The 24,156-nt window shown below is 68.7% G+C and carries 21 protein-coding genes and 1 tRNA gene; 7 read left to right on the top strand and 15 right to left on the bottom strand.

Annotated features, from left to right (window positions below; translation table 11 throughout):
• Nucleotides 1–6 precede the first annotated feature (6 nt).
• Both cysK and cysG read right to left on the bottom strand, forming a co-directional pair.
• Nucleotides 7–945 (bottom strand): cysteine synthase A, encoded by a 939-nt coding sequence (cysK, locus tag B1991_RS09785; protein ID WP_136258545.1) that lies wholly within the window; start codon nt 943–945, stop codon nt 7–9.
• Nucleotides 946–1,022: 77 nt separating this feature from the next.
• On the bottom strand, nt 1,023–2,489 hold the full coding sequence (cysG, locus tag B1991_RS09790) for a siroheme synthase CysG (protein ID WP_136258546.1): 1,467 nt from the start codon (nt 2,487–2,489) through the stop codon (nt 1,023–1,025).
• 269 nt (nt 2,490–2,758) lie between these two features.
• Between cysG and B1991_RS09795 the strand changes: the two genes are divergently transcribed.
• A complete protein-coding gene (locus tag B1991_RS09795) occupies nt 2,759–3,754 on the top strand; it encodes a LysR substrate-binding domain-containing protein (protein WP_136258547.1) in 996 nt (331 codons plus the stop codon).
• A 28-nt stretch (nt 3,755–3,782) separates the two neighbouring features.
• Here B1991_RS09795 and rsgA read toward each other — a convergent pair whose 3' ends face one another.
• Complete coding sequence (gene rsgA / locus B1991_RS09800; RefSeq protein ID WP_136258548.1) at nt 3,783–4,511, bottom strand: GTPase RsgA; 729 nt, start codon at nt 4,509–4,511, stop codon at nt 3,783–3,785.
• Nucleotides 4,512–4,873: 362 nt separating this feature from the next.
• Here rsgA and B1991_RS09805 point away from each other — a divergent pair, with 362 nt between their 5' ends.
• Both B1991_RS09805 and B1991_RS09810 read left to right on the top strand, forming a co-directional pair.
• Nucleotides 4,874–7,318, top strand: coding sequence for a DEAD/DEAH box helicase (locus B1991_RS09805; protein WP_136258549.1), 2,445 nt, complete (start codon nt 4,874–4,876; stop codon nt 7,316–7,318).
• Nucleotides 7,315–8,247, top strand: coding sequence for a ribonuclease H-like domain-containing protein (locus B1991_RS09810; RefSeq protein ID WP_168709615.1), 933 nt, complete (start codon nt 7,315–7,317; stop codon nt 8,245–8,247). The genes B1991_RS09805 and B1991_RS09810 overlap by 4 nt, the downstream gene beginning before the upstream one ends.
• 56 nt (nt 8,248–8,303) lie before the next feature.
• On the opposite strand, the gene B1991_RS09815 is transcribed toward B1991_RS09810, so the two are convergent.
• Nucleotides 8,304–8,822 carry an energy transducer TonB gene (locus tag B1991_RS09815; RefSeq protein ID WP_136258551.1) on the bottom strand — a complete coding sequence of 173 codons (519 nt, stop codon included), beginning with the start codon at nt 8,820–8,822 and terminating at the stop codon, nt 8,304–8,306.
• A gap of 240 nt (nt 8,823–9,062) precedes the next feature.
• On the opposite strand from B1991_RS09815, the gene B1991_RS09820 reads away from it, so the two are divergent.
• Nucleotides 9,063–9,620 carry a cold shock domain-containing protein gene (locus B1991_RS09820; RefSeq protein WP_136258552.1) on the top strand — a complete coding sequence of 186 codons (558 nt, stop codon included), beginning with the start codon at nt 9,063–9,065 and terminating at the stop codon, nt 9,618–9,620.
• Nucleotides 9,621–9,728: 108 nt separating this feature from the next.
• Nucleotides 9,729–10,967: a patatin-like phospholipase family protein gene (locus B1991_RS09825; RefSeq protein WP_136258553.1), complete on the top strand. Its 1,239-nt coding sequence runs from the start codon at nt 9,729–9,731 to the stop codon at nt 10,965–10,967.
• A gap of 23 nt (nt 10,968–10,990) precedes the next feature.
• On the opposite strand, the gene B1991_RS09830 is transcribed toward B1991_RS09825, so the two are convergent.
• From B1991_RS09830 to amaB, 6 genes are all read right to left on the bottom strand, one after another.
• On the bottom strand, nt 10,991–11,479 hold the full coding sequence (locus tag B1991_RS09830; protein WP_136258554.1) for a redoxin domain-containing protein: 489 nt from the start codon (nt 11,477–11,479) through the stop codon (nt 10,991–10,993).
• A gap of 72 nt (nt 11,480–11,551) precedes the next feature.
• On the bottom strand, nt 11,552–12,580 hold the full coding sequence (gene murB / locus B1991_RS09835) for a UDP-N-acetylmuramate dehydrogenase (RefSeq protein ID WP_136258630.1): 1,029 nt from the start codon (nt 12,578–12,580) through the stop codon (nt 11,552–11,554).
• 10 nt (nt 12,581–12,590) lie between these two features.
• Nucleotides 12,591–13,634, bottom strand: coding sequence for a quinone-dependent dihydroorotate dehydrogenase (locus B1991_RS09840; RefSeq protein WP_136258555.1), 1,044 nt, complete (start codon nt 13,632–13,634; stop codon nt 12,591–12,593).
• 77 nt (nt 13,635–13,711) lie between these two features.
• A complete protein-coding gene (locus B1991_RS09845; protein ID WP_136258556.1) occupies nt 13,712–14,482 on the bottom strand; it encodes an SDR family NAD(P)-dependent oxidoreductase in 771 nt (256 codons plus the stop codon).
• Nucleotides 14,476–14,784, bottom strand: a complete 309-nt coding sequence (locus B1991_RS09850) for a DUF4190 domain-containing protein (protein WP_136258557.1) — start codon at nt 14,782–14,784, stop codon at nt 14,476–14,478. The genes B1991_RS09845 and B1991_RS09850 overlap by 7 nt, the downstream gene beginning before the upstream one ends.
• A 95-nt stretch (nt 14,785–14,879) precedes the next feature.
• A complete protein-coding gene (amaB, locus tag B1991_RS09855) occupies nt 14,880–16,415 on the bottom strand; it encodes an L-piperidine-6-carboxylate dehydrogenase (RefSeq protein WP_136258558.1) in 1,536 nt (511 codons plus the stop codon).
• A 224-nt stretch (nt 16,416–16,639) separates the two neighbouring features.
• Here amaB and B1991_RS09860 point away from each other — a divergent pair.
• A tRNA-Arg gene (locus B1991_RS09860) sits at nt 16,640–16,716 on the top strand.
• Nucleotides 16,717–16,760: 44 nt separating this feature from the next.
• On the opposite strand, the gene B1991_RS09865 is transcribed toward B1991_RS09860, so the two are convergent.
• Complete coding sequence (locus B1991_RS09865) at nt 16,761–18,320, bottom strand: protein adenylyltransferase SelO (RefSeq protein ID WP_136258559.1); 1,560 nt, start codon at nt 18,318–18,320, stop codon at nt 16,761–16,763.
• 172 nt (nt 18,321–18,492) lie between these two features.
• Between B1991_RS09865 and B1991_RS09870 the strand changes: the two genes are divergently transcribed.
• Nucleotides 18,493–18,825 carry a YkgJ family cysteine cluster protein gene (locus B1991_RS09870; protein ID WP_136258560.1) on the top strand — a complete coding sequence of 111 codons (333 nt, stop codon included), beginning with the start codon at nt 18,493–18,495 and terminating at the stop codon, nt 18,823–18,825.
• 46 nt (nt 18,826–18,871) lie between these two features.
• Here B1991_RS09870 and B1991_RS09875 read toward each other — a convergent pair whose 3' ends face one another.
• The 4 genes from B1991_RS09875 to mprF all read right to left on the bottom strand — a co-directional run bounded on the left by B1991_RS09875 (nt 18,872) and on the right by mprF (nt 24,114).
• Nucleotides 18,872–19,570 (bottom strand): pseudouridine synthase, encoded by a 699-nt coding sequence (locus B1991_RS09875; protein WP_136258561.1) that lies wholly within the window; start codon nt 19,568–19,570, stop codon nt 18,872–18,874.
• Nucleotides 19,567–20,628, bottom strand: coding sequence for a class I SAM-dependent methyltransferase (locus B1991_RS09880; protein ID WP_425466670.1), 1,062 nt, complete (start codon nt 20,626–20,628; stop codon nt 19,567–19,569). Before B1991_RS09880 ends, B1991_RS09875 begins: the two co-directional genes overlap by 4 nt.
• 79 nt (nt 20,629–20,707) lie before the next feature.
• On the bottom strand, nt 20,708–21,511 hold the full coding sequence (locus B1991_RS09885) for an AcvB/VirJ family lysyl-phosphatidylglycerol hydrolase (RefSeq protein WP_136258563.1): 804 nt from the start codon (nt 21,509–21,511) through the stop codon (nt 20,708–20,710).
• Nucleotides 21,508–24,114 (bottom strand): bifunctional lysylphosphatidylglycerol flippase/synthetase MprF, encoded by a 2,607-nt coding sequence (mprF, locus tag B1991_RS09890; protein WP_246031127.1) that lies wholly within the window; start codon nt 24,112–24,114, stop codon nt 21,508–21,510. The genes B1991_RS09885 and mprF overlap by 4 nt, the downstream gene beginning before the upstream one ends.
• Nucleotides 24,115–24,156: the final 42 nt, after the last annotated feature.

The following is a 24,156-nucleotide window of genomic DNA, read 5'->3' on the forward strand; positions in this document are numbered from 1 at the left end:
CGACACTCAGACTTCGTCGGAACCCTCGTTGACGCCCTCGAACAGGAAGGTCGACAGGTAGCGTTCGCCAGTGTCGGGCAGCATCGCGAGCAGAACCGATCCGGCCGGCGCGTCCTTCGCCACTTCAAGCGCGGCGGCCAGGGTGCCGCCGGAGGACAGCCCGGTGAAGATGCCCTCGCGCCGGGCCAGTTCCCGCGCGGTGTCGCGCGCGACGACGTCGTCGACGGTGACGATCCGGTCGACCACCTTGGCGTTGAGCACGGCGGGCACGAAATCCGGCGTCCAGCCCTGGATCTTGTGCGGCTGCCACTCCTTGCCGCCGAGCAGCGAGGCGACCGCCGGCTCCGCACCGATCACCTTGACCTCGGGCCGCGCCACCTTCATCACCTCGCCCACGCCGGTGAGGGTGCCACCGGTGCCCCAGCCGCTGACAAAGTAGTCCAGTCGCCGGCCGGCGAAGTCGCCGAGCACTTCGGCTGCCGTGGTCTGGCGGTGGTAAGCCGGGTTGGCCGGATTCTCGAACTGGTCGGCGAGGAACCAACCGTGCTGTTTCGCCAGTTCGACGGCCTTCTCCACCATGCCGGTGCCGCGCGCGGCGCCGGGGGTGAGCACCACCTTGCCGCCGTAGGCCCGGATCAGCTTGCGCCGCTCCAGCGAGAACGTGTCGGACATCACCGCCACGAACGGATAGCCGCGCGCCGCGCACACCGCGGCCAGCGCCACACCGGTATTGCCGGAAGTGGCCTCCACCACGGTCTGGCCGGGCTTGAGCGTGCCGCGCTGCTCGGCATCCAGGATGATCGCCAGCGCGAGCCGGTCCTTCACCGAACCGGCCGGGTTGAACGCCTCGATCTTCACGTAGATGCTGACGTGCTCGGGCGCCAGGCGGTGCAGCTTCACGATCGGCGTGCGGCCGATGGTGTCCAGGATGTTGTCGTAGATCATGGGGGTCTCCTCGGGGAATCGGACATGAGGCAACGGACGCATGGGCGAAAGCCGATCATGCGCCGATTCGGAATCGGTCAACAGGCTGCCCGATGAATGGCTTCGAGCACGTCGTCGCGCGCGGCGACGGGGGTGCGCAAGGCGTGCACGGTCGCGCCCAGCGGCGCGGCACCGAACCAGGCCAGCGACGGGGCCAACGCAGCCACCTCGCCCAGGATCAGCAGCGCCGGTGAGCCCACGGCGTGGGCCGCGGCACGCTCGGCGAGGTTGCCCAGCACGCCGCAGACCACGCGCTGATCGGGCAGCGAGCCGTTTTCAACCAGGGCGAACGGCGTGGTGGCGTCGCGGCCGTGCTCGATCAGGCGTGCCTGCAGGGTCGCCAGCTCGCTGACGCCCATGTAGATCGCCAGGGTCTGCCGCTCCTGCGCCAGCGCGGCCCAGTCGAGCGTGTCGCGCGAGTCCCGGCAGTGCGCCGTGACGAAACGCACCGACTGGGCATGGTCGCGATGCGTCAACGGCACCCCGGAGAACGCCGCGCACGCCACGGCAGCGGTGATGCCCGGCACCACTTCGAAAGGAATCGCGTGGGCGCGCAGGAACTCCAGCTCTTCGCCGCCGCGTCCGAACACGAACGGGTCGCCGCCTTTCAGCCGCACCACGCGGCGGCCGGCGCGCGCATGTTCCAGCAGCAAGGCATGAATCGTTTCCTGCGTGGTGTGATGTCGCCCGCCTTGCTTGCCGACTTCGATCTGCTCGGCATCGCGGCGAGCCAGCGCCAGCACGCCGGCGCCGACCAGCCGGTCGTGCAGGATCACGTCGGCCTCGTTGAGCGCGCGCAACGCGCGCAAGGTCAGCAGGCCCGGATCGCCGGGACCGGCGCCCACCAGCACCACCGATCCGACCGCCGGCAGCGGCGCGTCGGCGAGGGTCTGTTCCGCCACCGCCTGCGCTTCGCCGTGGCGCTGCTGGCGCAGCAACTGCGCTACCGGTCCGGCCAGCAGGTTTTCGTAGAAGGCGCGTCGCGCCGCCGGTGCGGGAAAGCGGGCACGAATGCGCGGGCGCAGGCGCGCCATCAGCCGCGCCAGTGCGCCCAGCGAATCATCCAGCAGCGCCTCCAGCCGCTCGCGCAGCAGGCGCGAAATCATCGGCGCCTGGCCGCCGCTGGAGATCGCGATGGTCAGCGGCGCGCGGTCGATCACCGCCGGCACATGGAAGCTGGACAGTGCCGCATCGTCGACCACGTTGACGAAGATCCGGCGCAACTCGCCCAGGCTCGCCACCAGCGCGTTGATCTCGCGATCGGGCGTGGCCGCCACCACCAGCCACACGCGCTCCAGCCAGCTTTCGCGGAACGGATCGGTGCGATGGGCGATGCGACCCTGCCGCGCCCAGCGCTGCAGGCGCGGCGTGAGGCTGGGCGCGTTCACGGTCACCTGTGCCTGCGCCTCCAGCAGTGCCGCCACCTTGCGCTCGGCCACCGCGCCGCCGCCGACCACCAGCACGGCGCGCTGCGACAACGAGGCAAAGATCGGATAGAGCTTCATGCGCAGGACTGGCCGGAACAAAGGGTTCGCCTACGCTACGAAGCGGCCACCGGCGCGACAAATGATTTGTACCTTGGTGCTTATGCCGTTGCGGCATGACCGCTGTCACGATTGACATGTGAAACGAATGGACGTATAGACGTCCAATATGAAAGTACGTCATCCGACCGATCCAGGTATCCATGGTGCCCGCGGCCGGGGGATTGCACGATGTATGCGCAGTTGCAGCGCCCATCCATCCCCCGACCATCGCGCACGGATTCCCGCCCATGACGCTCACCCAGCTGCGCCATCTCATCGCCATCGCCGATTCCGGCCTCAACATCACCCTGGCCGCCGAGCGCGTGCACGCCACCCAGCCCGGGCTCAGCAAGCAGCTGCGCCAGCTTGAGGACGAACTGGGCTTCCAGCTGTTCGTGCGCAAGGGCAAGAGCCTGGACGCGGTGACCCACGCGGGCGAGCAGGTGATCGAACGGGCGCGGATCATGCTGAGCGAGGCGGCCAACATCCGCGCGATCGCCGCCAACCTGCGCAACGAGGCCCGCGGCGAGCTGCGCATCGCCACCACGCATACCCAGGCGCGCTTCGCCCTGCCCGCGGCGATCGCCGCGCTCAATGCCAGCTTTCCCCAGGTCAGCGTGCACCTGGAGCCGACCCGCGACGCCGACGTGCTGGCCCGGCTGGAAGCCGGCCAGGTCGACCTGGCCATCATCAGCAGCGCCGGCGCGGCACCCACGGCGGGCATGGCGTTTGCCGCCTACCGCTGGCAACGGGTGATCGTCACCCCGCGCGACCATCCGCTGGCCCTGCGCGCCAAGCCACCCACGCTGGCCGAGCTGGCGACGCTGCCGCTGGTCAGCTACGACTCCTCGCTGCGGCCCGAATCTTCACTGCGCCGCGCGTTCGAGGAAGCGGGACTGTCGCCGCAGATCGCGATGACGGCCGGCGATGCCGACCTGATCAAGACCTACGTGCGCGCCGGCATGGGCGTGGGCATCCTCGCCGAAATGGCCATGCAGCAGGACGACGCGGATCTGCACGCGCTGCCCGCCGATGCGTTGTTCGCGCCGTGCACGACCTGGGTGGTGCTGCGCCGGGACAGTGTGCCGCGCGAGTACACGCTGGCCTTCATCCACCAGTTCGCACCCCACCTCGGGCGCCATGAACTGCGCCGCGCACTGGCCGGCGAGCCGCCGCAGGACGGCTGGGCCGAGGTGCCGCACTGGCGCGAACGCGGGGCATGGGCGACGGCGCGGGTCGCCTGACGCCCTGCCCGGCGATCGAACCGGGCGGTCAGGCCGGTTCGATGTCGAGCGCCTGCAGGTCGGTGTCCACCTCGTCCGCCCGCAGCTCGCGCAGCTCGGGGGTGTCGATCACCCACGCGCCACCGGACAGCTGGAACATGCCGGCATGCCGTGGCGCATCACCGGCGAGCGTATCGATCAAACTCGACTTGCCGACGCCGGGGGCTCCGACGAAGGCCACCGTCTGACCACTATCCAGCCATGCCTGCAGAGGCTTCGTCGTCGAGGCCGTGGTGGCATCCACGGCGATGCACGCGACACCCGGTGCGACCGCCTGCACGGAACGAATGCAGGAAGGGATCTGCGCGCAGAGATCCGCCCGGGTCAGCACGATCACCGGTTCCACGCCCGCCGCGAACGCGAGCGCCAGGTAGCGCTCCAGCCGTGGCAGGTCGAGGTCGTCGCCGCAGGAGTCGACCACGAACAGGCTGTCCAGGTTGGCCGCGCTGCCGGCGAGCGCGCTGTGCGGTTCGATCCGGCACAACACGTGCGGTGCATCCATCTCGAGCAGCAGCCAGTCGCCGACGACGGGCGCGGGCGCCTCGCCGGGCGGCAACGGCAGCACGGTCGCGCCACGCGAGGACAGCACGGACATCCCGCCGCGATGCACATCGATCACGCGGGCCGGATAACCGGCTTCGAAATCCTGCAAGGTGAGGTGTTGCGAGAGGCCCGGCCGCCAGCCGAGCTGGGACAGGGTGGGAAACTGAACAGACATGTGTGGAACCCCGGACGATGACGATACGTGGCGACCGCCCTGACGGGAGGTCGAACGGAAACACCGGGGTCAACGCCTGCGATCAGGCTCGCGGACAAAAAGGATGGATGGGCCGGCAAACGGCCATCCGGGGCGCGTGTCTCAGCGCAGCGCCAACCCGGCGGAAATCGAGGAATGAATCACGGCAGCGACCTCCAGACGCGTCAGGTGGATGGGAAGGATGTGCAGGCTATCGTCTGCCTGCGCAGTGCGCAACGTGCTTCAAGTCATGGGTGTGATCGCGCGACATTGCACGCTCCGCCATCTCAGTCGGTGAGACGCGCCCGCGGCCTAATCCGCCGACCCTCGCGCGGAGCCTGCCGATGAACGCACTACCCGACCGCTACGCCAGCGACGACCTCGTGCTGGGCGAGCCGGGCGATGGCCGCAACCTGGCTCGGCGGTTGTCGAAGCGCTACGCCGCGCGGATCACCGGCGCCTTCGTGGTCCCCGGTCGGGAGGGCAGGTTCGCGCCGCTGCCCGACGATCTCCCCGATGCGCTGGCCGGCGCGCTGCGCGCGCGGGGCATCGACCAGCTCTACAGTCACCAGGCCGAAGCGTGGCAAGCGACGCGCGCAGGCGCGCACGTGGCCATCGTCACCCCCACCGCCTCGGGCAAGTCGCTGTGCTACACGCTGCCGGTGGTCGCCGCAGCCATGCAGGATCACGCCAAGGCGCTGTACCTGTTCCCGACCAAGGCGCTGGCGCAGGACCAGGTGGCCGAGCTGCTGGAGCTGAACCAGGCCGGCGCGCTGGGCGTGAAGGCGTTCACCTTCGACGGCGACACGCCCGGCGATGCGCGGCAGGCGATCCGCCTGCATGGCGACATCGTGGTCAGCAACCCGGACATGCTGCACCAGGGCATCCTGCCGCATCACACCAAGTGGGCGCAGTTTTTCGAGAACCTGCGCTACGTGGTGATCGACGAGGTGCATACCTATCGCGGCGTGTTCGGCTCGCACGTGGCCAACGTGATCCGCCGCCTGAAACGCGTCTGCGCGTTCTACGGCGTCAACCCGCAGTTCATCCTGTGCTCGGCCACCATCGGCAATCCGCAGGAGCATGCCGAGGCGCTGATCGAGGACGCGGTCACCGCGATCACCGAAAGCGGCGCACCTACCGGCGACAAGCACGTGCTGCTGTGGAACCCGCCGGTCGTGAACCCCGACCTCGGCCTGCGCGCGTCCGCCCGCTCGCAGACCAACCGCATCGCGCGGCTGGCGATCAAGTCGGGCATGAAGACGCTGGTGTTCGCCCAGTCGCGCAGCATGGTCGAGGTGCTCACCAAATACCTCAAGGACGTGTTCGACCACGATCCGCGCAAGCGCCCGCGCATCCGCGCCTACCGCGGCGGTTACCTGCCGAAGGAGCGCCGCGCCGCCGAACGCGCGATGCGCGAGGGCAGCATCGACGGCATCGTCAGCACCTCGGCGCTGGAGCTGGGCGTGGACATCGGCAGCCTCGACGCGGTGGTGTTGAACGGCTACCCCGGCTCGGTCGCCGCAACATGGCAGCGCTTCGGCCGTGCCGGCCGCCGCCAGCAATCCGCGCTGGGCGTGCTGGTGGCCAGCTCCGATCCGCTGGACCAGTACCTGGTGCGCCACCCGGAATTCTTCCAGGGTGCCACGCCCGAGCACGCCCGCATCCAGCCCGACCAGCCGCTGATCCTGCTCGACCACATCCGCTGCGCCGCATTCGAGCTGCCGTTCACCGGCGACGAGATGTTCGGCACCGAGGTCGCCACGCCCTGGCTCGACCTGCTGGCCGAGGAAGGCGTGCTGCATCGCGAAGGTGATCGCTGGGAATGGATCGCCGACAGCTATCCGGCCATCGCGGTGTCGCTGCGCTCGGTGGCCGACGGCAACTTCGTGGTGGTCGACCGCACCGACGGCCGCCAGACCATCATCGCCGAAGTCGACTACTCCGCCGCCGCGGTGACGCTGTATGAAGGCGCCATCCACATGGTGCAGTCGCTGCCCTACCAGGTCGAGAAACTGGATTGGGAAGGCCGCAAGGCCTATGTCACGCGCACCAACGCCGACTACTACACCGACGCCATCGACTACACCAAACTCAAGGTGCTGGACTGCTTCGACAGTTCGCACGCCGGCTGCGGCCACGCCCACCACGGCGAGGTGCACGTGGTACGCCGCGTGCCCGGCTACAAGAAGATCCGCTTCTACTCGCACGAGAACATCGGCTACGGCCCGGTCAACCTGCCCGACCAGGAACTGCACACCACGGCGGTGTGGTGGCAGTTGCCGCAGATGGTGCTGGAGGCCGCGTTCGAACAGCGCCAGCAGGCGCTCGATGGTTTTCTCGGCGCGGCCTGCGCGCTGCACATCGTTGCCACCGTGGCGGTGATGGCCGAGGCGCGCGACCTGCAGAAAGCCGTGGGCTCGGGCGACGGCGCGTGGTTCGCCAGCACCGACCTTCGTGGTCGCGGCCAGCTGCGCGGCAGCGACGGCCAGCCCGCCGCGCTGGCACCGGGCGCGCCATTCACGCCCACCGTCTACCTGTACGACGCCTTCCCCGGCGGCATCGGCCACAGCGAACCGCTGTTCCGGCGCCGCGAAGATCTGCTGGCGCAATCGGTGAGCCTGATCGAACGCTGCGACTGCCGCGCCGGCTGCCCCGCCTGCGTCGGCCCGGTGCTGGCTGCCGACGAAAGCGCGCCATCACTCCCCAGCGCATCGCCAGACGGCCTTGACGCCACCACACCGAAAGCCCTGGCCCTGCGCGTGCTCGCACTGCTGGTGGCGCTGTGAACCCATTGCTCGCGAAACTGCGCCAGCTTCGGACTGAAGCGGGGCACGCCTCCCATGCCAGCTCCCCCACTCCCCTGACCGTTCACCCTGAGCGTAGCGAAACGCACGCGGAGAGCGGCCATGGATGGCCGCAGCCCTGGGGAGCGAGGAAGTCGAAGGGCCCGGCTGGCGCGCAGTCCGTCCCCGCAATGCCGCCCGAACTGCGCCGTCTGCTCCAGCGCCACGCCCAGCTCAAACGCGGCCTCACCATGGTTCCGTCATCGTGCGACCGCGACGTTCCCGGCATCGAACTGTCACCTGGCCTGCGCTACACCGAGGCCTTCGCCGACTGGCTCGTGCCACCGCGGATCATCGACGCCGGCTTCGCCCGCATGGACCCCGTCCACCACGATCGCCTGCTGCACTTCGACACCGAAACCACCGGCCTGGCCGGCGGCACCGGCACCCGCGCCTTCATGATCGGCGCGGCTGATTGGCAAGAGGGTCGCCTGCGCATCCGCCAGCTCACCATCACCACCATGGCGGCGGAGGCCGCCATGCTGCGCGCCTTCGCCGAATGGCTGGACGAAGACACCGTGCTCGTCAGCTACAACGGCAAATGCTACGACGCACCGCTGCTGGCCACTCGCTACCGCCTCGCCCGCCTGCCCAATCCGCTGGCCGGCCGCGGCCACCTGGACCTGCTGCATCCGGTGCGTCGCCACTGGAAGCACCAATGGCCGAACTGCCGCCTCGCCACCGCCGAACGACAACTGCTCGGCGTGGTGCGCGAGGATGACCTGCCCGGCGCGGAAGCCCCCGCCGCCTGGCTCACCTACCTGCGCGGCGGCTCCGCCCGCAACCTGCGCCGCGTGGCCGCGCACAACGCGCAGGACCTGAAAAGCCTGGCTGGGGTGTTGCTGCACATGGCGACCTTGCAGGAAGCCTGAGACGATGCGCGATGACGCGAACCCATTGCCTCGCCCGCGCGCGCATCAGTCGAGGATCAGCGCCCGGCCGATTCGACGACTGGTTTGCCATCCACCATTCTGAAATCGAAAACGTACAGGAGGCTGAAAGGCTTCTGCGTCATTTCATAGGTGCCGTCGCCCCGCGGGTGCTGCACGTACATCGGCGTGAACGTCCATTTCATCGCCGCCTGCTCGACCGCGTCATCGAACAGGGCACGACCCGGACCATCCGCGGTGCTGGCCTGCGGATGCACGGCGCGGACGTGGCCATTCTCGTCCATCACCAGTTGCGCCACCACAGTGACCGGTGCGGCACCGGGGTGAACCAGAGTGGGCGGATACACGGGTGAAACCCGCTTGTCCAGGACGGGTTTCACTGCCGTCTCGCCAGGTTGCAAGGTGTAATGCGCTGCACCCGCTGGCGCCGCCATCTCCGCGTAACTGGTGCGAGGCTCCCCGCTCGAGTTGCGCTCCTCTTGCGTACTGCAGCCGCCAACCAGGATCGCTCCCAGCATCCACGACACGCGACCGGGCCAACTCAACGACACCTTCATGTTCAACCTCCATGATCGAATCAAACTGCGGTTGGGGAGACCCGTCGTCCGGGTCAAAATGGCAGCTCATCCGTCCATGCGCAACATGGGTTGATTGAAACGACCGGCAGAAGTCGTCAAGCATGACGGACACGTGGGCAGATCGCCGACACCGTAGTCAACCGTGTTGGCGGCCTTCCCCGCCAGCGTTAGCATCAGGCGACTGGCCGAGCGCCATCCCGAGACCCGGAAGTCCTGCCAATGCGCACCCACGGCAAACTGATCAAGTGGAACGATGAACGCGGCTTCGGCTTCATCGAGACGGGGGCTGGCCGCGAGGAAATTTTCGTCCACATCTCGGCCTTCCCGCACGACGGCGTGCGACCGCGTATAGGCGAACTCGTCTCGTTCGAACCCGACCAGGGCGGCGACGGCCGCAAGCGTGCCGTGCGCGTGATGCGCCCCGGCAGCCAGTCGTCCGCGCGACATGCACGCCGCTCATCCGCCGCGACGACGCGACAAGGCCCGGTGGCCGTGGTGGCCGGCCTATTCCTGCTGGCAATCGTCGGGTGGTTCGGCTACTCGTACGTCACTACTCACCGCGCCAGCGCCGTCATGCCGTCCACGCGCGCCACGCAGGCGCCACCTGCGGCATCCAATCCGCTTTACCACTGCGACGGGCGCACCCGCTGCTCGCAAATGACCTCGTGCGCCGAGGCCACCTACTTCATCAAGCAATGCCCGGGCACGCAGATGGATGGCGATGGCGACGGCGTTCCCTGCGAAAGCCAGTGGTGCAGCGGCAGCTGGGCAGATTGAATACGCTTCGATATCCGGGATTTCATCCGCATCGAAAACTCCGTATCGACACCTGTTCAGCGCCCCGGATCGCGTCGCATACTGCGGGAAGCCACACGAGGGCCGACGATGCGCAATTTGCTCGCGCTGCTGTGTCTGGGTTTGCTGCTGGCCGGATGCCAGACGGCGCCGCGACGGCCCGCGCCGCCCGACCTGATCGGCACGGCCGCTCCGGCGGGTTTCCCTGCCAGCGTGCGGTTGGTCACCACCGACCAGAAGAATTTCGCCGTGCTGGCGCCGGCGTTCTTCAGCGGCTTGCGCGACGCCGTGGCAACCGACGGCAGCCTGGACATCCTCGCCCTGTCCGGCGGCGGTTCGGGCGGCGCCTACGGCGCCGGCGCGCTGGCCGGGATGACGCGGGCGCATGCGCGGCCGCGCTTCGAGATGGTGACCGGGGTGAGCGCCGGCGCATTGCTGGCGCCGTTCGCGTTCCTCGGCCCGGACTGGGACGCGCGCATGCATGACGCCTTCACTGGCGAGCGCAGCGCGGAACTGCTTCGCTCGCCTGCCCGCAACATCCTGTCGCGACTGCTTTCGCCGCGCGGCTTGCCGCACCACAACGCATTGTTCAAGCTGGTCGACCACTTCGTCTCCCCGCAAATGATCGTGGCCGTAGCGCGCGAGGCGGCCAGCGGGCGCCGGCTGGTGGTGGCGACCACCGACCTGGACAAGCATGAGACGGTGCTGTGGGATCTGGGCGAGATCGCCCGGCATGGCGGCGAGAAGGCGCGCGCGCTGTTCCGCGACGTGCTGGTTGCCTCGGCCAGCGTGCCGGGCGTATTCCCGCCGGCGCTGATTCGCGTGCGCGAAGGCGGCGAGGAGTACGACGAAATGCACGTGGATGGCGGCGTCACCACCTCGGTGTTCAGCACGCCCCTGATCGCCGGCATCCAGTCCACCGACCTGCCGCTGCTGCGCGGCGCGCACCTGTACATGATCGTCAACGGGCAGCTCGCGCGCACGCCGCGGACCACGCGTTACAACACGGTCGACATCCTCGCCAACGCCCTGGCTGCCGAGCTCACCTACAAGACCCGCGAGGCGGTCGTCGACAACATCGCCGCCTCGCACCGGCTCGGCATGCAGTTCCGCCTCACCGAGATCCCGGTGGACTATCCGCAGGCCAATTTCATCGACTTCGACCAGGCGCAGATGCAGGCGCTCTACGATTACGCCGCCGACTGCGCGGCGCGCGGCCTGCTGTGGCTGACGCCGGAGCAATCGGTACGGCGAAACATGGCCACGCAGCACGCTCCGGTGTCGGACGCACCGGCCTGCCCCGCGGCGGCGCCGGCGTCATCGCCCTGAAACCTCCGGCGCGCGATGCGCCGTCAGCGAGCGGGTGGCAAGCCGTCCGCTTCCGCCAGCAAGCCGCCCAACGCGGTCCCCAACGCCAGATCCTCCAGCACGCCGAAGTGCTGCTCGCGCAGGCGGCCTTGGGCGTCGATCAGGAGCAAGGTGGGCGTGCCCTGCATGGCGTAGGCGCGCATGGTGAGCGGCAGCGGATCGCCCTGGGCGTGTTCATCCACCCCTACGGGGAAGGTGTAGCGGTACTCGTGCAGGAACGCTTCCAGCGCCTGCGGCCCTTGCGCCTGGTGATGCTCGAACACGGTATGCAGGCCGATCACCGCCAGGCGCTCCGGCGGGAACATGTGCTGCACGCGTTTCATCTGCGGCAGCGCCTGCATGGCGCAGCCGGGGCACAGCATCTGGAACGCGTGGGCCACGACCACCTTGCCGCGCAGGTCGCCGAGGGTCAGCGGTGCGCTGTTGAACCAGCGCGTGACGTGCCATGAAGGCGCGACCGGGGCGGATGTCATCAGGGTCTCCACACAGGGGTGACGGCTCGGAGTCTGTGCGTTCCGCGCGCGAAGCACAAACGCGACGGAGACTCAGCCGGCGCCGACCACCACCGGTTCCGGCTCCAGCCGCACGCCGAACCTGGCCTGCACGCCGGCCATCACCTGCTGCGCCAGCGCCCACAGCTGCGGGCCGCTGGCCTGGCCGTGGTTGACCAGCACCAGCGCGTGGCGATTGGAGATGCCGGCGTCGCCCTCGCGCACACCCTTGAAGCCGGCCGCCTCGATCATCCAGCCGGCGGAAATCTTGCAGCGGCCGTCGCCCTGCGGCCACGCAGGCAAGCCGGCGTGTTCGCGCTGGAGCGCCTCGGCCGTGGCGGCCTCGACGATCGGGTTCTTGAAGAAGCTGCCGGCGTTGCCGATCACCGCCGGGTCGGGCAGCTTGCGCGTGCGCAGGCGCACGACCGCTTCGGCGACGTGGAACGGCGCGGGCTTGTCCACGCCCATCCGCGCCAGCTCCTCGTCGATGCCGGCGTAGTCGGTGCGCAGCGCGCGGCTGCGCGGCAGCACGAAGCGCACGGCGGTGACGATGTAGCGGCCCGGCTCGTGCTTGAACAGCGAATCGCGATAGGCGAACGCGCAGGTGGCGTGGTCCAGCATCACCACGCGCCGCTCGCGCAGGTCCCAGGCTTCCACGCTTTCGATGAACTCGGCCACCTCGCAGCCGTAGGCGCCGATGTTCTGGATCGGCGCGGCGCCGACCGTGCCGGGGATCAGGATCAGGTTCTCCAGCCCGGCGTAGCCCTGCCCCAGCGTCCAGCGCACGAAGTCGTCCCAGCGCTCGCCCGCGGCCACCGCGATGCGCGCGCTGTCGCCGTCGCTTTCAACTTGCACGCCGCGCGTCGACATGCGCAGCACGGTGCCGTGGAAATCGTCGGTGAACAGCACGTTGCTGCCCTCGCCCAGCACCAGCAGCCGACCCTGGCGGATCGCCGGAAAATCCAGCAGCTCGGGCAACTTGGCGGCATCGCGGATGTCCGCCAGCAGATTCGCCCGCGCATCGACGCGCAAGGTGTTGAGATGCGCCAGCGACGCGTTCTCGGCGAGCGTGTAGCCGCCCATGTCCACGCGCTCAGACGCCATCGGCCGGGGCCTCGCGGCGGCGGATTTCGTTGACGCACTCGGCCACCAGGTGCGGGCCGCGATAGATCAGGCCCGAGTAGAGCTGCACCAGTGAGGCGCCGGCGTCGAGCTTTTCCACCGCGTCGCTGCCGTCGAGGATGCCGCCCACGCCGATCAGCGGGATGCGCTCGCCCAGGCGCTGGCGCAGGCCGGCCAGCACGGCAGTGGAGCGCTCGAACAGCGGCTTGCCGGAAAGCCCGCCGGCCTCGCCGCTGCGCGGATCGCCCGCCACCGCCTCGCGGTCGGTCGTGGTGTTGGTGCAGATCACGCCGTCGATGCCGGTGCGCAGCAGCACCTCGGCCATCGCGTCGAGCTCGACCCCGGAGAGATCCGGCGCGATCTTCAGCAGCATCGGCTTGCGCTTCCCATGCTGCGAGCCCAGCCGCTCCTGCGCCGCGCGCAGGATGGAGATGAACTTGTGCAGCGTGGCCTGCTCCTGCAGGTCGCGCAGGCCCTGCGTGTTGGGCGAGGAGATGTTCACGGTGACGTAGCTGGCCAGCTCGTGCACCTTGGCCAGGCAGGTCAGGTAGTCGTTGACTGCCTTGTCGTTCGGCGTGTCCTTGTTCTTGCCGATGTTGATGCCGAGCACGCCGTGGTAGCTCGACTGCTGCACGTTGCGCACCAGCACATCCACGCCGTCGTTGTTGAAGCCCATGCGGTTGATGATCGCCTCGTGCGCGGGCAGCCGGAACAGGCGCGGCTTGGCGTTGCCCGGCTGCGGCAGCGGCGTGACCGTGCCCACCTCGATGAAACCGAAACCCAGCGTGTTCAGCGCGTCGAGATGCTCGGCGTTCTTGTCCAGGCCCGCGGCGAGCCCGACCGGGTTGGGAAACTCGATGCCGAACGCGCGCACCGGCAGGTCGGCCGGCACGGTGGCGAAGCGATGGGCGAAACCGCTGCGCTGGGCCACACCCAGGCCGTACAGGGTCAGCCGGTGGGCCGACTCCGCCTCGAGCGAGAACAGCAGCGGACGCAGGATGTCATAGAGGGCCAAGTCGATAACGCCGGCAGTCGTGGAATGTCGCGCAGTTTAGCGTGCCGGACAGCGCGTCGAAGGTGGCCGGGTCACGCTCAGCCGGCCAGCAACTGGCCGCCGTCCACCACGAGGGTCTGGCCGGTGATCCAGCCGGCCCATGGCGAGGCGAGGAACAGGGCCGCGTGCGCGACCTCCTCCGGCGTGCCGTAGCGGCCGAACGGAATCTTCGCCCGCACCTCGGCGTAGCGCGTCGGATCGTCCTTGCGGCATTGATCCCACAGGCCGCAGGGAAACTCGATCGAGCCCGGCGCGATCGCGTTGACGCGGATGCGCCGGGGCGCCAGTGCCTGCGCCTGGGATGTCGTGTAATGGCTCAACGCGGCCTTCAAGGCGGCATACGACGACCCACCCGGACGCGGGCGCAGCGCCGAGATCGAACTGGTGTGCAGGATGCACGGATGCGCCGAACCGGCCAGGTGCGGCAGCGCGGCCCGCGAGGCGCGCACGGCCGCCATCAGGTCCACGTTGAAGTTGGCCAGCCAGTCCTCGTCCTCGTCGTGGAAGCCGTAGCCGCTGGCGTTGTTGACCAGCACGTCGATGCCGCCCAGCGCGTCCGCCGCTCCCGCCACCCAGGCCTGGATTGCTTCCGGCTGCGCCAGGTCGGTGGGTAGCGCGTGCGCCACCACGCCGTGGGCGGCGATCTGCGCGCGGGTTTCCTCCAGCGCCGCCGCGCCGCGCGCGCAAATCGACACCGCGGCACCGGCCTGGGCGAAACCCAGCGCGATGCTGCGGCCGATGCCGCGGCTGCCGCCGGCCACCAGCACGCGCCAGCCACGAAAATCGAACGGCGGCAGCGAATTCACCATCCGTGCCAGCCGCCGAGCGCGAAACCGAAGAACAGTACCGCGATCACCACGAACACGAACAGCACCGACAGCAGCAGCTGCACATAGCCGAGCACCAGCCCGGCGATCGCCAGGCCGTCGCCTTCGGGGCGGTGTTCCGGGTGGCTGCTGCGGATCTCGCTGCGCGCGAGGTGGCCGCAGACGATGGCCACCAGCGCGCCGACGAACGGCAGCACGCACCAGGCCAGGATGCCGAACACCAGGCTCACCACCGCCAGCGTGCTGGTCGGAGCGGCGGCACGATAGGACACGGGATCGTTCATCGGCTTGCTCGCGGAAATGCGCCGGGTTGGCGCCGAGAGCATCGTAACGTGATCGCCCGCGGCCGGCGAACCGGCCGCGGGCCTGTTGCCGGCACTTACAGATCGAACTTGATGCCCTGCGCCAGCGGCAGCGAATCGGAGTAGTTGATGGTGTTGGTCTGGCGGCGCATGTAGACCTTCCACGCGTCGGAGCCGGACTCGCGGCCACCGCCGGTTTCCTTCTCGCCGCCGAACGCGCCGCCGATTTCGGCGCCGGAGGTGCCGATGTTGACGTTGGCGATGCCGCAGTCCGAACCTGCCGCGGAGAGATACTTCTCGGCCGATTTCAGGTTCTGCGTGAAGATCGCCGAGGACAGTCCCTGCGGCACGTCGTTCTGCGCTGCGATCGCCTCGTCGAGATCCTTGAACTTCATCACGTAGAGGATCGGCGCGAAGGTTTCGGTCTGCACGACTTCATCGGCGTTCTTCAAGCCGGTGATGATGGTCGGCAGCACGAAGTTGCCCTTGCGGTCGGTCAGCGCCGCACCGCCGGTGGCCACCGTGCCGCCGGCCGCCTTCGCCTTCTCGATCGCGGCGAGATAACCCTTCACGGCGTCCTGGCTGTTCAGCGGGCCCATCAGCGTGGTGGCGAGCGTGGGATCGCCGATCTTGCCCTCGACCTGCTTGTAGGCCTTGACCAGGGTGTCGAGCACGCTGTCGTGGATGGACTCGTGCACGAACAGGCGGCGCGTGCTGGTGCAGCGCTGGCCGGCGGTGCCGACCGCGCCGAACACGATGCCCGGCACAGCCAGCTTCAGGTCGGCCGTTTCGTCCAGGATGATCGCGTTGTTGCCGCCCAGCTCCAGCAGCGAGCGGCCCATGCGCTGCGCCACGCGCTCGCCGACCATGCGGCCGACCTTGGTCGAGCCGGTGAAGCTGATCAGCGGGATGCGCCTGTCGTCGACGAAGGCCTGCGCCAGGTCGCTGCCGGCGTCGTTGAACAGGAAGAACAGATCCGGATAGCCGCCGTTTTTCAGCGCCTCGTTGCAGATCTTGATCGCGGCGATGGCCGACAGCGGCGTCTTCGGCGACGGCTTCCAGATGCAGATGTCACCGCAGGCGGCAGCCAGCATCGCGTTCCACGCCCACACCGCGACCGGGAAGTTGAACGCGCTGATGATGCCGACGATGCCCAGCGGGTGATACTGCTCGTACATGCGGTGGCCGGGGCGCTCCGAATGCATGGTGTAGCCGTACAGCATGCGGCTCTGGCCGACGGCGAAATCGGCGATGTCGATCATCTCCTGCACTTCGCCGTCGCCCTCGGGCTTGATCTTGCCCATCTCCAGCGCGACCAGCGAGCCCAGCGCGTCCTTGTGCTTGCGCAGCGCCTCGCCACACAGACGCACCGCCTCGCCGCGCTGCGGCGCCGGCGTGGTACGCCACACCTTGAATGCTTCCTGGGCGCGCTTGACGATGGTCTCGTAGTCGGCGGCGCTGGAGGCATGCACGGTGGCAATCACCTCGCCGGTGGCCGGGTTCACCGGCTGCAGCGCGCCGGCGTCGGTGGTCTCGGACCACTCGCCCTGGCCGAGATAGGTACCAGAATGTTCGGTACCGATACCGAGCGACTTGAGGATGGCATGCGACATACGTGACTCCTGGTCGTGCGGCGCCCGCCGGCGCCGTGGATGAAATAGGCAATTGGCCATTCTAACAGGGTGGCGAGAAAGGCTTCCTCCCCTGCTCGCAGGGGAGGGTTGGGGTGGGGGCTCTTGATCCTGGTTCTCAGCGACCCTGCGCAACCCCTCCCCGCCTCCCCCTGCAAGCAGGGGGAGGAGCAAGACCGCGCGATCCATGCGAAAATCGCCACCCCGCCCTCGTAGCTCAGTCGGATAGAGCGGTCCCCTCCTAAGGGACAGGTCGGACGTTCGAATCGTCTCGGGGGCACCAATCGCAGCGAACGCAAGGGTCGGCCATGCCGGCCCTTGTGCGTTTCACGAACTGCACGAGAGCATCGAGCAACCCGCCTTGTGCCGCGCCCAGTCCGGCCGCCTCGAAGCAAACGCTTCGCGGCCCGGCTGGTCATCGTACGGATGTCGCATCACGTCGAGCAGCTCGTGGATGCCGGAAGGGTCGCCCGCGCTCGCCTGGTCGATTGCCTGCTGTGCAAGGTAGTTGCGCAGGACATGGCATGGATTGGCCGCCCGCATGCGCGCGCGGCGCGCGTCGGCCGAAAGCGGATCGTCGACGAGGCGGGTGGCATAGCGCGTCAGCCAGTCCATGAGCGCGGGTTCGGCACCGCGCTGTTTCGCCTCATCGTAGAAAGCATCGTCCATTGGCTGCAGGGTCGGCGCCAATGGATCGAGCTCGGCCAGCGCGCGAAACCACAGTGTCATGTCGATTTCGGCCGATGCCATCAGCCCGTGCAGGTCCTGCATCAGCACCACATCCGCATCACGGCACTCGGCAAGCCCGAGCTTGCGCGCGATATTGACGCGATCCGCGGCGGCATAGACCTCGGCGTAGCGGTCGAGCCCGGCCTGCAACGGCGCCACGTCGTCGAACAGCGGCGCCAGCGCCCCGGCCAGCCGGCTCAGGTTCCACCACGCCACGTTCGGCTGCTGGCCGAAGCGGTAACGGCGGCGCTGGGCGTCGGTGGTGTTCGGCGTCCAGTCCGGGTCGAAGTTGTCGATCCAGCCGTAGGGGCCGTAGTCGATGGTGAGGCCGAGGATCGACATGTTGTCGGTGTTCATCACGCCATGCACGAAACCCACGCGCATCCAGTGCGCGATCATCGTGGCGGTGCGTTCGCAGACCTGGGCGAACCATTCGGCATAAAGCGCTTCGCCCTGCCCCGACAGTTCCGGAAAGTCGCGGCGGATGGTGAAATCGACCAGTTGCCGCAGCAGCGTGACGTCGCCGCGCGAGGCCGGCAGCTCGAAGTTGCCGAAGCGGATGAACGAGGGCGCCGCGCGACAGACGATCGCGCCGGACTCGGGCGCGGCATGGCCGTCGTAGAACATGTCGCGCAGCACCGGTTCACCGGTTTCGAGCAGGCACAGGGCGCGCGTGGTCGGCACGCCGAGGTGATGCATCGCCTCGCTGCACAGGAACTCGCGCACCGACGAACGCAGCACCGCGCGGCCATCGGCGCCGCGTGAATACGGGGTTCGGCCTGCCCCCTTCAACTGCAGCTCCCAGCGCTCGCCCGCCGCGTTGACCAGCTCGCCCAGCGAGATGGCGCGGCCGTCGCCCAGCTGGCCGGCCCACTGGCCAAACTGGTGGCCGCCGTAATTCGCCGCCCACGGCCACATGCCTTCGAGCAAGGCATTGCCGCCGAACACCTGGGCGAACTCGGCGCTGACCACCTCCGCCTCGCTGAAGCCGAGTGTCGCAGCCATCTCCGCCGAGTGCGCCAGCACGCGCGGTGCCGCCACCGGCGTGGGGTCGACCCGCGAGTAAAGCGCGCCCTCGACCTGGCGCAACTGCCCGCCCGGCTCCGCATCACCGGGAAGCTCATGCACGAACGTGTTGTCGAAACGCAGGTTGAACATGGATACACCTGGCCCAATGCAGGAACGCACCCTCAGTGCGATGCTTTCGCCACGCGCCGCGAAAGCATCGCGCACGGCTCACGCCAATATGCGCGGTGTCAGGAGCTTTGCAAGGTGCACCGCGAGTTTGCGCCACAACATGGCATTCATGTCCGGCGTGCCATGCTGACGCGTGAAAAATATCCCGGCCCCCTGCAGCGAAAGCATCGACCCCGGCGTGCAGTGTTCGACCTGCGAAGCCGTGTGTTGTCGCCTGACCGTGGTGCTGATGCCCGAGGATCACATACCCGCGTGGCTCGTCGACCATGACGAGCACGGCATGGCGATTCTCGCCAAGGGCGAAGAGGGCTGGTGTGCCGCGGTGAACCCGAACACCTTCGGCTGCACCATCTACGAGGATCGCCCCGCCATCTGCCGCCAGTTCGCCATGGGCAGCCCGAGCTGCCGCGACGAACGGCACAAGTGGTTCGGCAACGCCATCCCCACGGCCGTGCACGTGCTGTAGGTCGGGCACCGTCCGCCATCGGGTTGCGACGACAAAGCCGGCGCTCCTACGCGAAGATCAGCGCGACCTCGGCGGCATCGAGTGGGCGCCATTCGCCGGACGGCAGCTCGCCCAGGGGAAGTGCGCCGACCGAGATGCGCTGCAACGTCTCCACGTGATTGCCTGCGGCGGCGAACATCCGGCGCACCTGGTGATAACGGCCTTCGGTGACGGTGAGGCGCACATGCCGCGGCCCCAGCACGTCAAGCGCCGCGGGCGCCAGCGGCTCCTTCTCCGATTCCAGCAACAGCGTGCCACTGGCGAACAGCGCGCCCTCGTCGCCACGCAGGTCCTGCGCCAGCGTGGCCTCGTAGACCTTGGCCACCTGCGCCTTGGGCGAAATGATCCGGTGCAGCAGCGCGCCATCGTCGGTGAACAGCAACAGGCCCGAGGTATCGCGATCGAGCCGGCCGACGGTGGACAGCGCGGGGGAGCGCACGCTGTAACGCGGCGGCAGCAGGTCATAGACGATGCGGCCCGGGTCCTTGCGCGAGCAGGTGACGCCCAGCGGCTTGTTCAACATCAGCACCAGGCCAGGCGGCGGGTCCAGCGGTTCGTCGTCGACGCGGATGGTCTCCAGCGGCACCACGTCGTCGGCGTAGAGCACCTCGCCAGCGGCGTCGGTGATGCGGCCGCTGCGGAACAGCTGGGTCACGTCCTTGCGGCTGCCGTAACCGAGGTTGGCGATCAATTTGACCAGTTTCATGCGCGCACTCCGGTGGCCTCGATCACCTTGAACCCATCCTGCGTCGCCAACGTACGCACGGTCTCGAAGCGCTGACCCAGGTGCGCCTCGTACGGCAGGTGACGATTCGCCACCAGCAGCAGGCGGCCATGCGGTACCAGTGCATCCGCCGCACTGGTGATGAAGGCGCGGCCCAGCTCCGGCAGGTCCGCGCGGCCCAGGTGGAACGGCGGATTGCTGACGACCGCATCGTAGCGTTCGGGCAAGCCGCGGGTCACGTCGTGCCAATGCACGTTCGCCGCCAGCTCGCGACCAGCTTCGCGTTGCGCCCGCGCCAGGTTGGCGCGGGCCGGCTCCAGCGCGCGCGCCTCGGCCTCGTACAGGTCGATCGCGTCGATCCGCGGGCAGCGTGCGATCAGCTGGCAGGCGAGATAGCCGTAACCGGCACCGAGGTCCGCCACGCGACCGTGCAGGTCCGCCGGCAGATGTTCGGCTAGCAGCGCCGAGGCGCAATCGACGCGGTCCCAGGCGAACAGCCCCGGCCGGCTGACGTAGCCGCCGGCAATCTCGCGTGGTGCATCCAGCGCCAGCCATGTCTCCAGCAGCGCCTGGTCGATGGCAGCTTCGTCCCGCGTGGCCCAGAACACGCGACACTTGTGCTTGGACAACTGCTGCACGGGACCGGCGAGTTTCTGCAGATCCGCTTCGCCCGATTTCGCGCCCTCGGCATTGGCCATCGCCGCCAGCACGATGCCGCCCGGCGCGGCGTGCTGCAGCGCCCGGGCGAACAGTGCGCGCGCCTCGTCACGCTGGCGCGGCGGCAGCACCAGCACCAGCGCGAAACGCTCGTCCACCGCCGGCTCGCCCACGCGCAGCCCGTGGCGCGAAAGCTCCTCGGCGAACGGCAGGAAACTCTGCTCGCACAACCAGCCCGGCTGCGCCAGCTCGCGCAGGCGCACATCGGCGCGCGCGCGCAAAAACAGCACCCGGCCATCCGCCGGTCGTGCCAGCCGCGCCGTCTCGAACGGCACGAACAACGCCGCCAGCGCCGCGGCCGGTGCCGCGAATACTCCCGCCATGCTCACTCGATGTCCTGATCCGGGAAACAGGCGCGCAGTGTATCGCGGCGCCTTTGCGCGCCTGCCGCCTGCACGGTGCTCAAGGCTGTGCGGCGGTATCCGGTGACGCCGGCAATTCGTCCAGCATCTGTTGCGCCAGCGGGCCGTAGCCTTCGTCGAAATGATGGCCGCCCCGCTTGGCGTGCACGGCAACCCACGTCGGCAGACCGGGCTGGTCGCACAGACTGTCGGCCGCATCGTCCAGACCGTAGTAGCACACCACTGGCGGCTGGCCGTGCAGCGCCAGCAGCGGTGGCAGCGGGTCGTGATGGTCGATCGGGTTGACCCACTGCAACGCGTCCTTGAGGCGCTCCTTGAACCAGCCCTGTTCGATCATGTAACCCTGCAGTTCGATCTCGAAGGTCACGTCGCGGCTGGGCGAGAGCAGCACCATCTGGGTGATCCGCGCGCGGTTCCGGGCGCTGAGCTGGTCGGTGATGGTGGGCAGCACGTCGGCACCGAACGAGAAGCCGATCAGCCAGATCCGCCGCTTGCCCCAGGCATCGAGGTGCTTCGTCATCAACGCGTCCAGTTCGCGCGCGGTCTGCCGCGGGTCGTGTCCGCGCCAGTAGTACTTGAACGAGTTGATGCCGAGCACCGGCACGCCGCGGTCGATCAGGGCGATGCCTAGGCGCCGATCCAGGTCGGCCCAGCCGCCGTCGCCGGAGACGATCACCGCCATCACGTCGTCCTTGCCCGCCGGCGGCGGGACGGCACGCGCGGCCACCGGCCAGACCACGGTGGCATCGGCCAGGCTGACCGAGGACCACGGCCGCCACGCCAGCAAGGCGCCGAGCAGGCCAAGCACCAGCACGCCGGCCAACCAGGTCTTCCATCGTTTCATCGACGCACCACTCCGCCCAGGCCGCCCGCGATCAGGCTGGCCACGTTGGCCAGGATCATCGGCAAGGCGATGCCGCGTGGCACCGCCATGTAGCGCGGCTCCCACTGCGGATCGAATTTCTGCTTGTAGCGCTGCAGGCCGCGGAAGTTGTAGAAGCGCTCGCCGCGGCCGAACACCATCGCGCCGAAGCGGTTCCACCACGGCGCATGGCGCCGGCTGTGCAGGCCGGCCAGCGGCGCCATGCCCAGGTTGAACCAGCGATAGCCTTCCGCGCGCGCCCACTGCATCAGTTCCACGAACAGGAAATCCATGATGCCGGCCGGCGCATCCGGGCGATGGCGCATCAGGTCAACCGAGGCCTCCTCGCGCGTGTCGTTGAGCAGCAGATTGGCGAACGCCACCAGTCGCCCGTCCTGCCATGCCACCGCCAGCGGCGTGCGCGAGAGATAGCGCGGATCGAAGGCCCCGAGCGAGAACCGTTTCTCGCGCACCTGCTTGTCGGCCAGCCAGGCGTCGGACACGTCGCGCAGCTCCGGCAGCAGGCCGGCCACGGCTTCAGCGGGAAGTATCTCCAGGCGCAAGCCCTCGCGGTGCAGCTTGTTTACCGTGTTGCGCAACACCTTGCGCGACTTGCCGTCCAGGTTGAAGTCCTGCAACCGCACCCGCGCCTCCTCGCCGATCTTCAACAGGTTCAGGCCCACCTCCAGGTACAGGTCGAGGTTGGCCGGGCTGACCTGGTAGAACACCGGCCAGCCACCGGCGCGTTCGCATTGTTCGAGGAAAGTCCACACCAGCTCGCGCCGTGCGACCTCGTCGGTCCCCACCGGATCGCCCATCGCGACCCAACTGCGCCCGATCGTGTCGAACATCACGAAAGCTTTGTGCTCATCGTCGAACAGCAGGCTCTTGTCGCCCATCAGCGCCAGGTGTGCCTGCGCCGAGGGAAACTGCTTGATCAACGGCAGCACCTGCGCCAACTCGGCCTCGTCGGGTCGTTCGCGCTGCAGCTTCTGCGGACGGATCAGGCTGGCCGCCGCGAACAGCATGCCGGTGACGACCGCGGCCACCAGCGCGCGCAGCGCTCGCGGCGCGCCGCCGTGCTGCAGGCTGAACTGCCACCACAGGTCGGCGCTGTAATCGACGTGCTTGTAGCTGAACACCACCAGCCACGCCGCGCAGCCCAGCGTAGCCACGATCGCCACGATCCAGCCCACACCGAAGCTGGTGCTGAACAGCGACGCGCGCCGATGGAACAACCGGTGGGCCGGCGCCAGCGCCAGTGCCAGCAAGGTCATCAGCGCGGCCTCCTCGTAGTCGATGCCCTTGAGCAGCGAGAACACCGCGCCGGCCAGCAGCAACACCAGGGTCAGCCAATAGGCGGCATCCAGCCGCCGTTGCAGGCCGCGCGCCAGGATCAGCAGCAGCATGCCGATCACGCTGGCCAGCAGGTGCGAAACCTCCAGCACCGACAGCGGCAACAACTCGCCCAGGATCGCCATGCGCACGGGCAATGCGCGGGTGGCACCGGAGAACAGCAGCACAGCCCCGCAGACCAGGGTCAGCCCCGCGAAGAACGATGGCAGCAAGCCGGTGAGCCACGGTGCCAGCACGGCCTTGCGACGCCAGCCCTGCGCCTCGCGCTGCAGCACCAGCAGGGCGGCGGTGCACAGCGGCAGCAGGTAATAGATCACGCGGTACGCGGCCAGCGCACCGAGGATCGGTGCAGTCAGCTGGGCGTTGCCGGTGGCACCGAAGCCGGCCAGCATCACCGCCTCGAACACTCCCAGCCCGCCGGGCACGTGGCTGACCAGGCCGATGATCTGGGCGATCACGAAGATCGCCAGGAAATGCCCGAAGCCGTTGTTCAGCGCATCCGGCATCAGCACGTAAAGCACCGCGGCGGCGAGGCCCCAGTCGCACGCCCCGACCAGGATCTGCTTCAACGCGGTGCCCACGGAAGGCAGCGTCACGCGCCAACGCCAGATGCGCAGCGGGCGATGGATCAACCCGCCCGCCAGCCAGGCCAGCGGCAGCGCAACCAGCACCGCGCCCACCGGCTGGCTCAGGCCGGCCAGCGGCAACTCCGGCGGCAGCGGCACCCACAACAAGGTGGTGCCGGTGAGCGCCAGCAGGCCCAGCCAGAAGCTGCTGGTGCAGAACAGCACCACGCGGGCGATCTCGCCGTTGCCCAACCCGTTCTGCAGGTAGAAGCGATAGCGGATCGAGCCGGACACCAGCAGCGACATGCCCACCGCATTGCTGAAGGCATAGCTGATGAAGGAAATCAGGCCGACCCGCCGCCACGGCAGCCGACGTCCGATCGAGGCCAGCGCCAACCGATCGTACAGTGTCATCACCGCATAGCCGGCCAGGGTGAACAGCACTGCCAGCCCCAGGCGCTGGTGCGACAGACTCTGCACGTACTGGCGTACTTGGTGGTAGTTCACCTCGCGCGCCAGCAGATGCAGGGCAAACAGCGCCAAGCACAGCATGCCCACCGAGAACAGCGGGCCGGCGGCACGGCGCAGCCATGCAGCCCGCTGGCTGGGGCCATCGAGAATCCCGCCCGCGCGCGGCGCCCGTTCGACTTGTTCCTGCACCACGCGGCTCGCATCCCCCCGGAAAGGCCGCCAGTTTAGGGCCAG

Origin of the sequence: Rhodanobacter lindaniclasticus (assembly GCF_004799035.1) — a bacterium.
GTDB lineage: Bacteria > Pseudomonadota > Gammaproteobacteria > Xanthomonadales > Rhodanobacteraceae > Rhodanobacter > Rhodanobacter lindaniclasticus.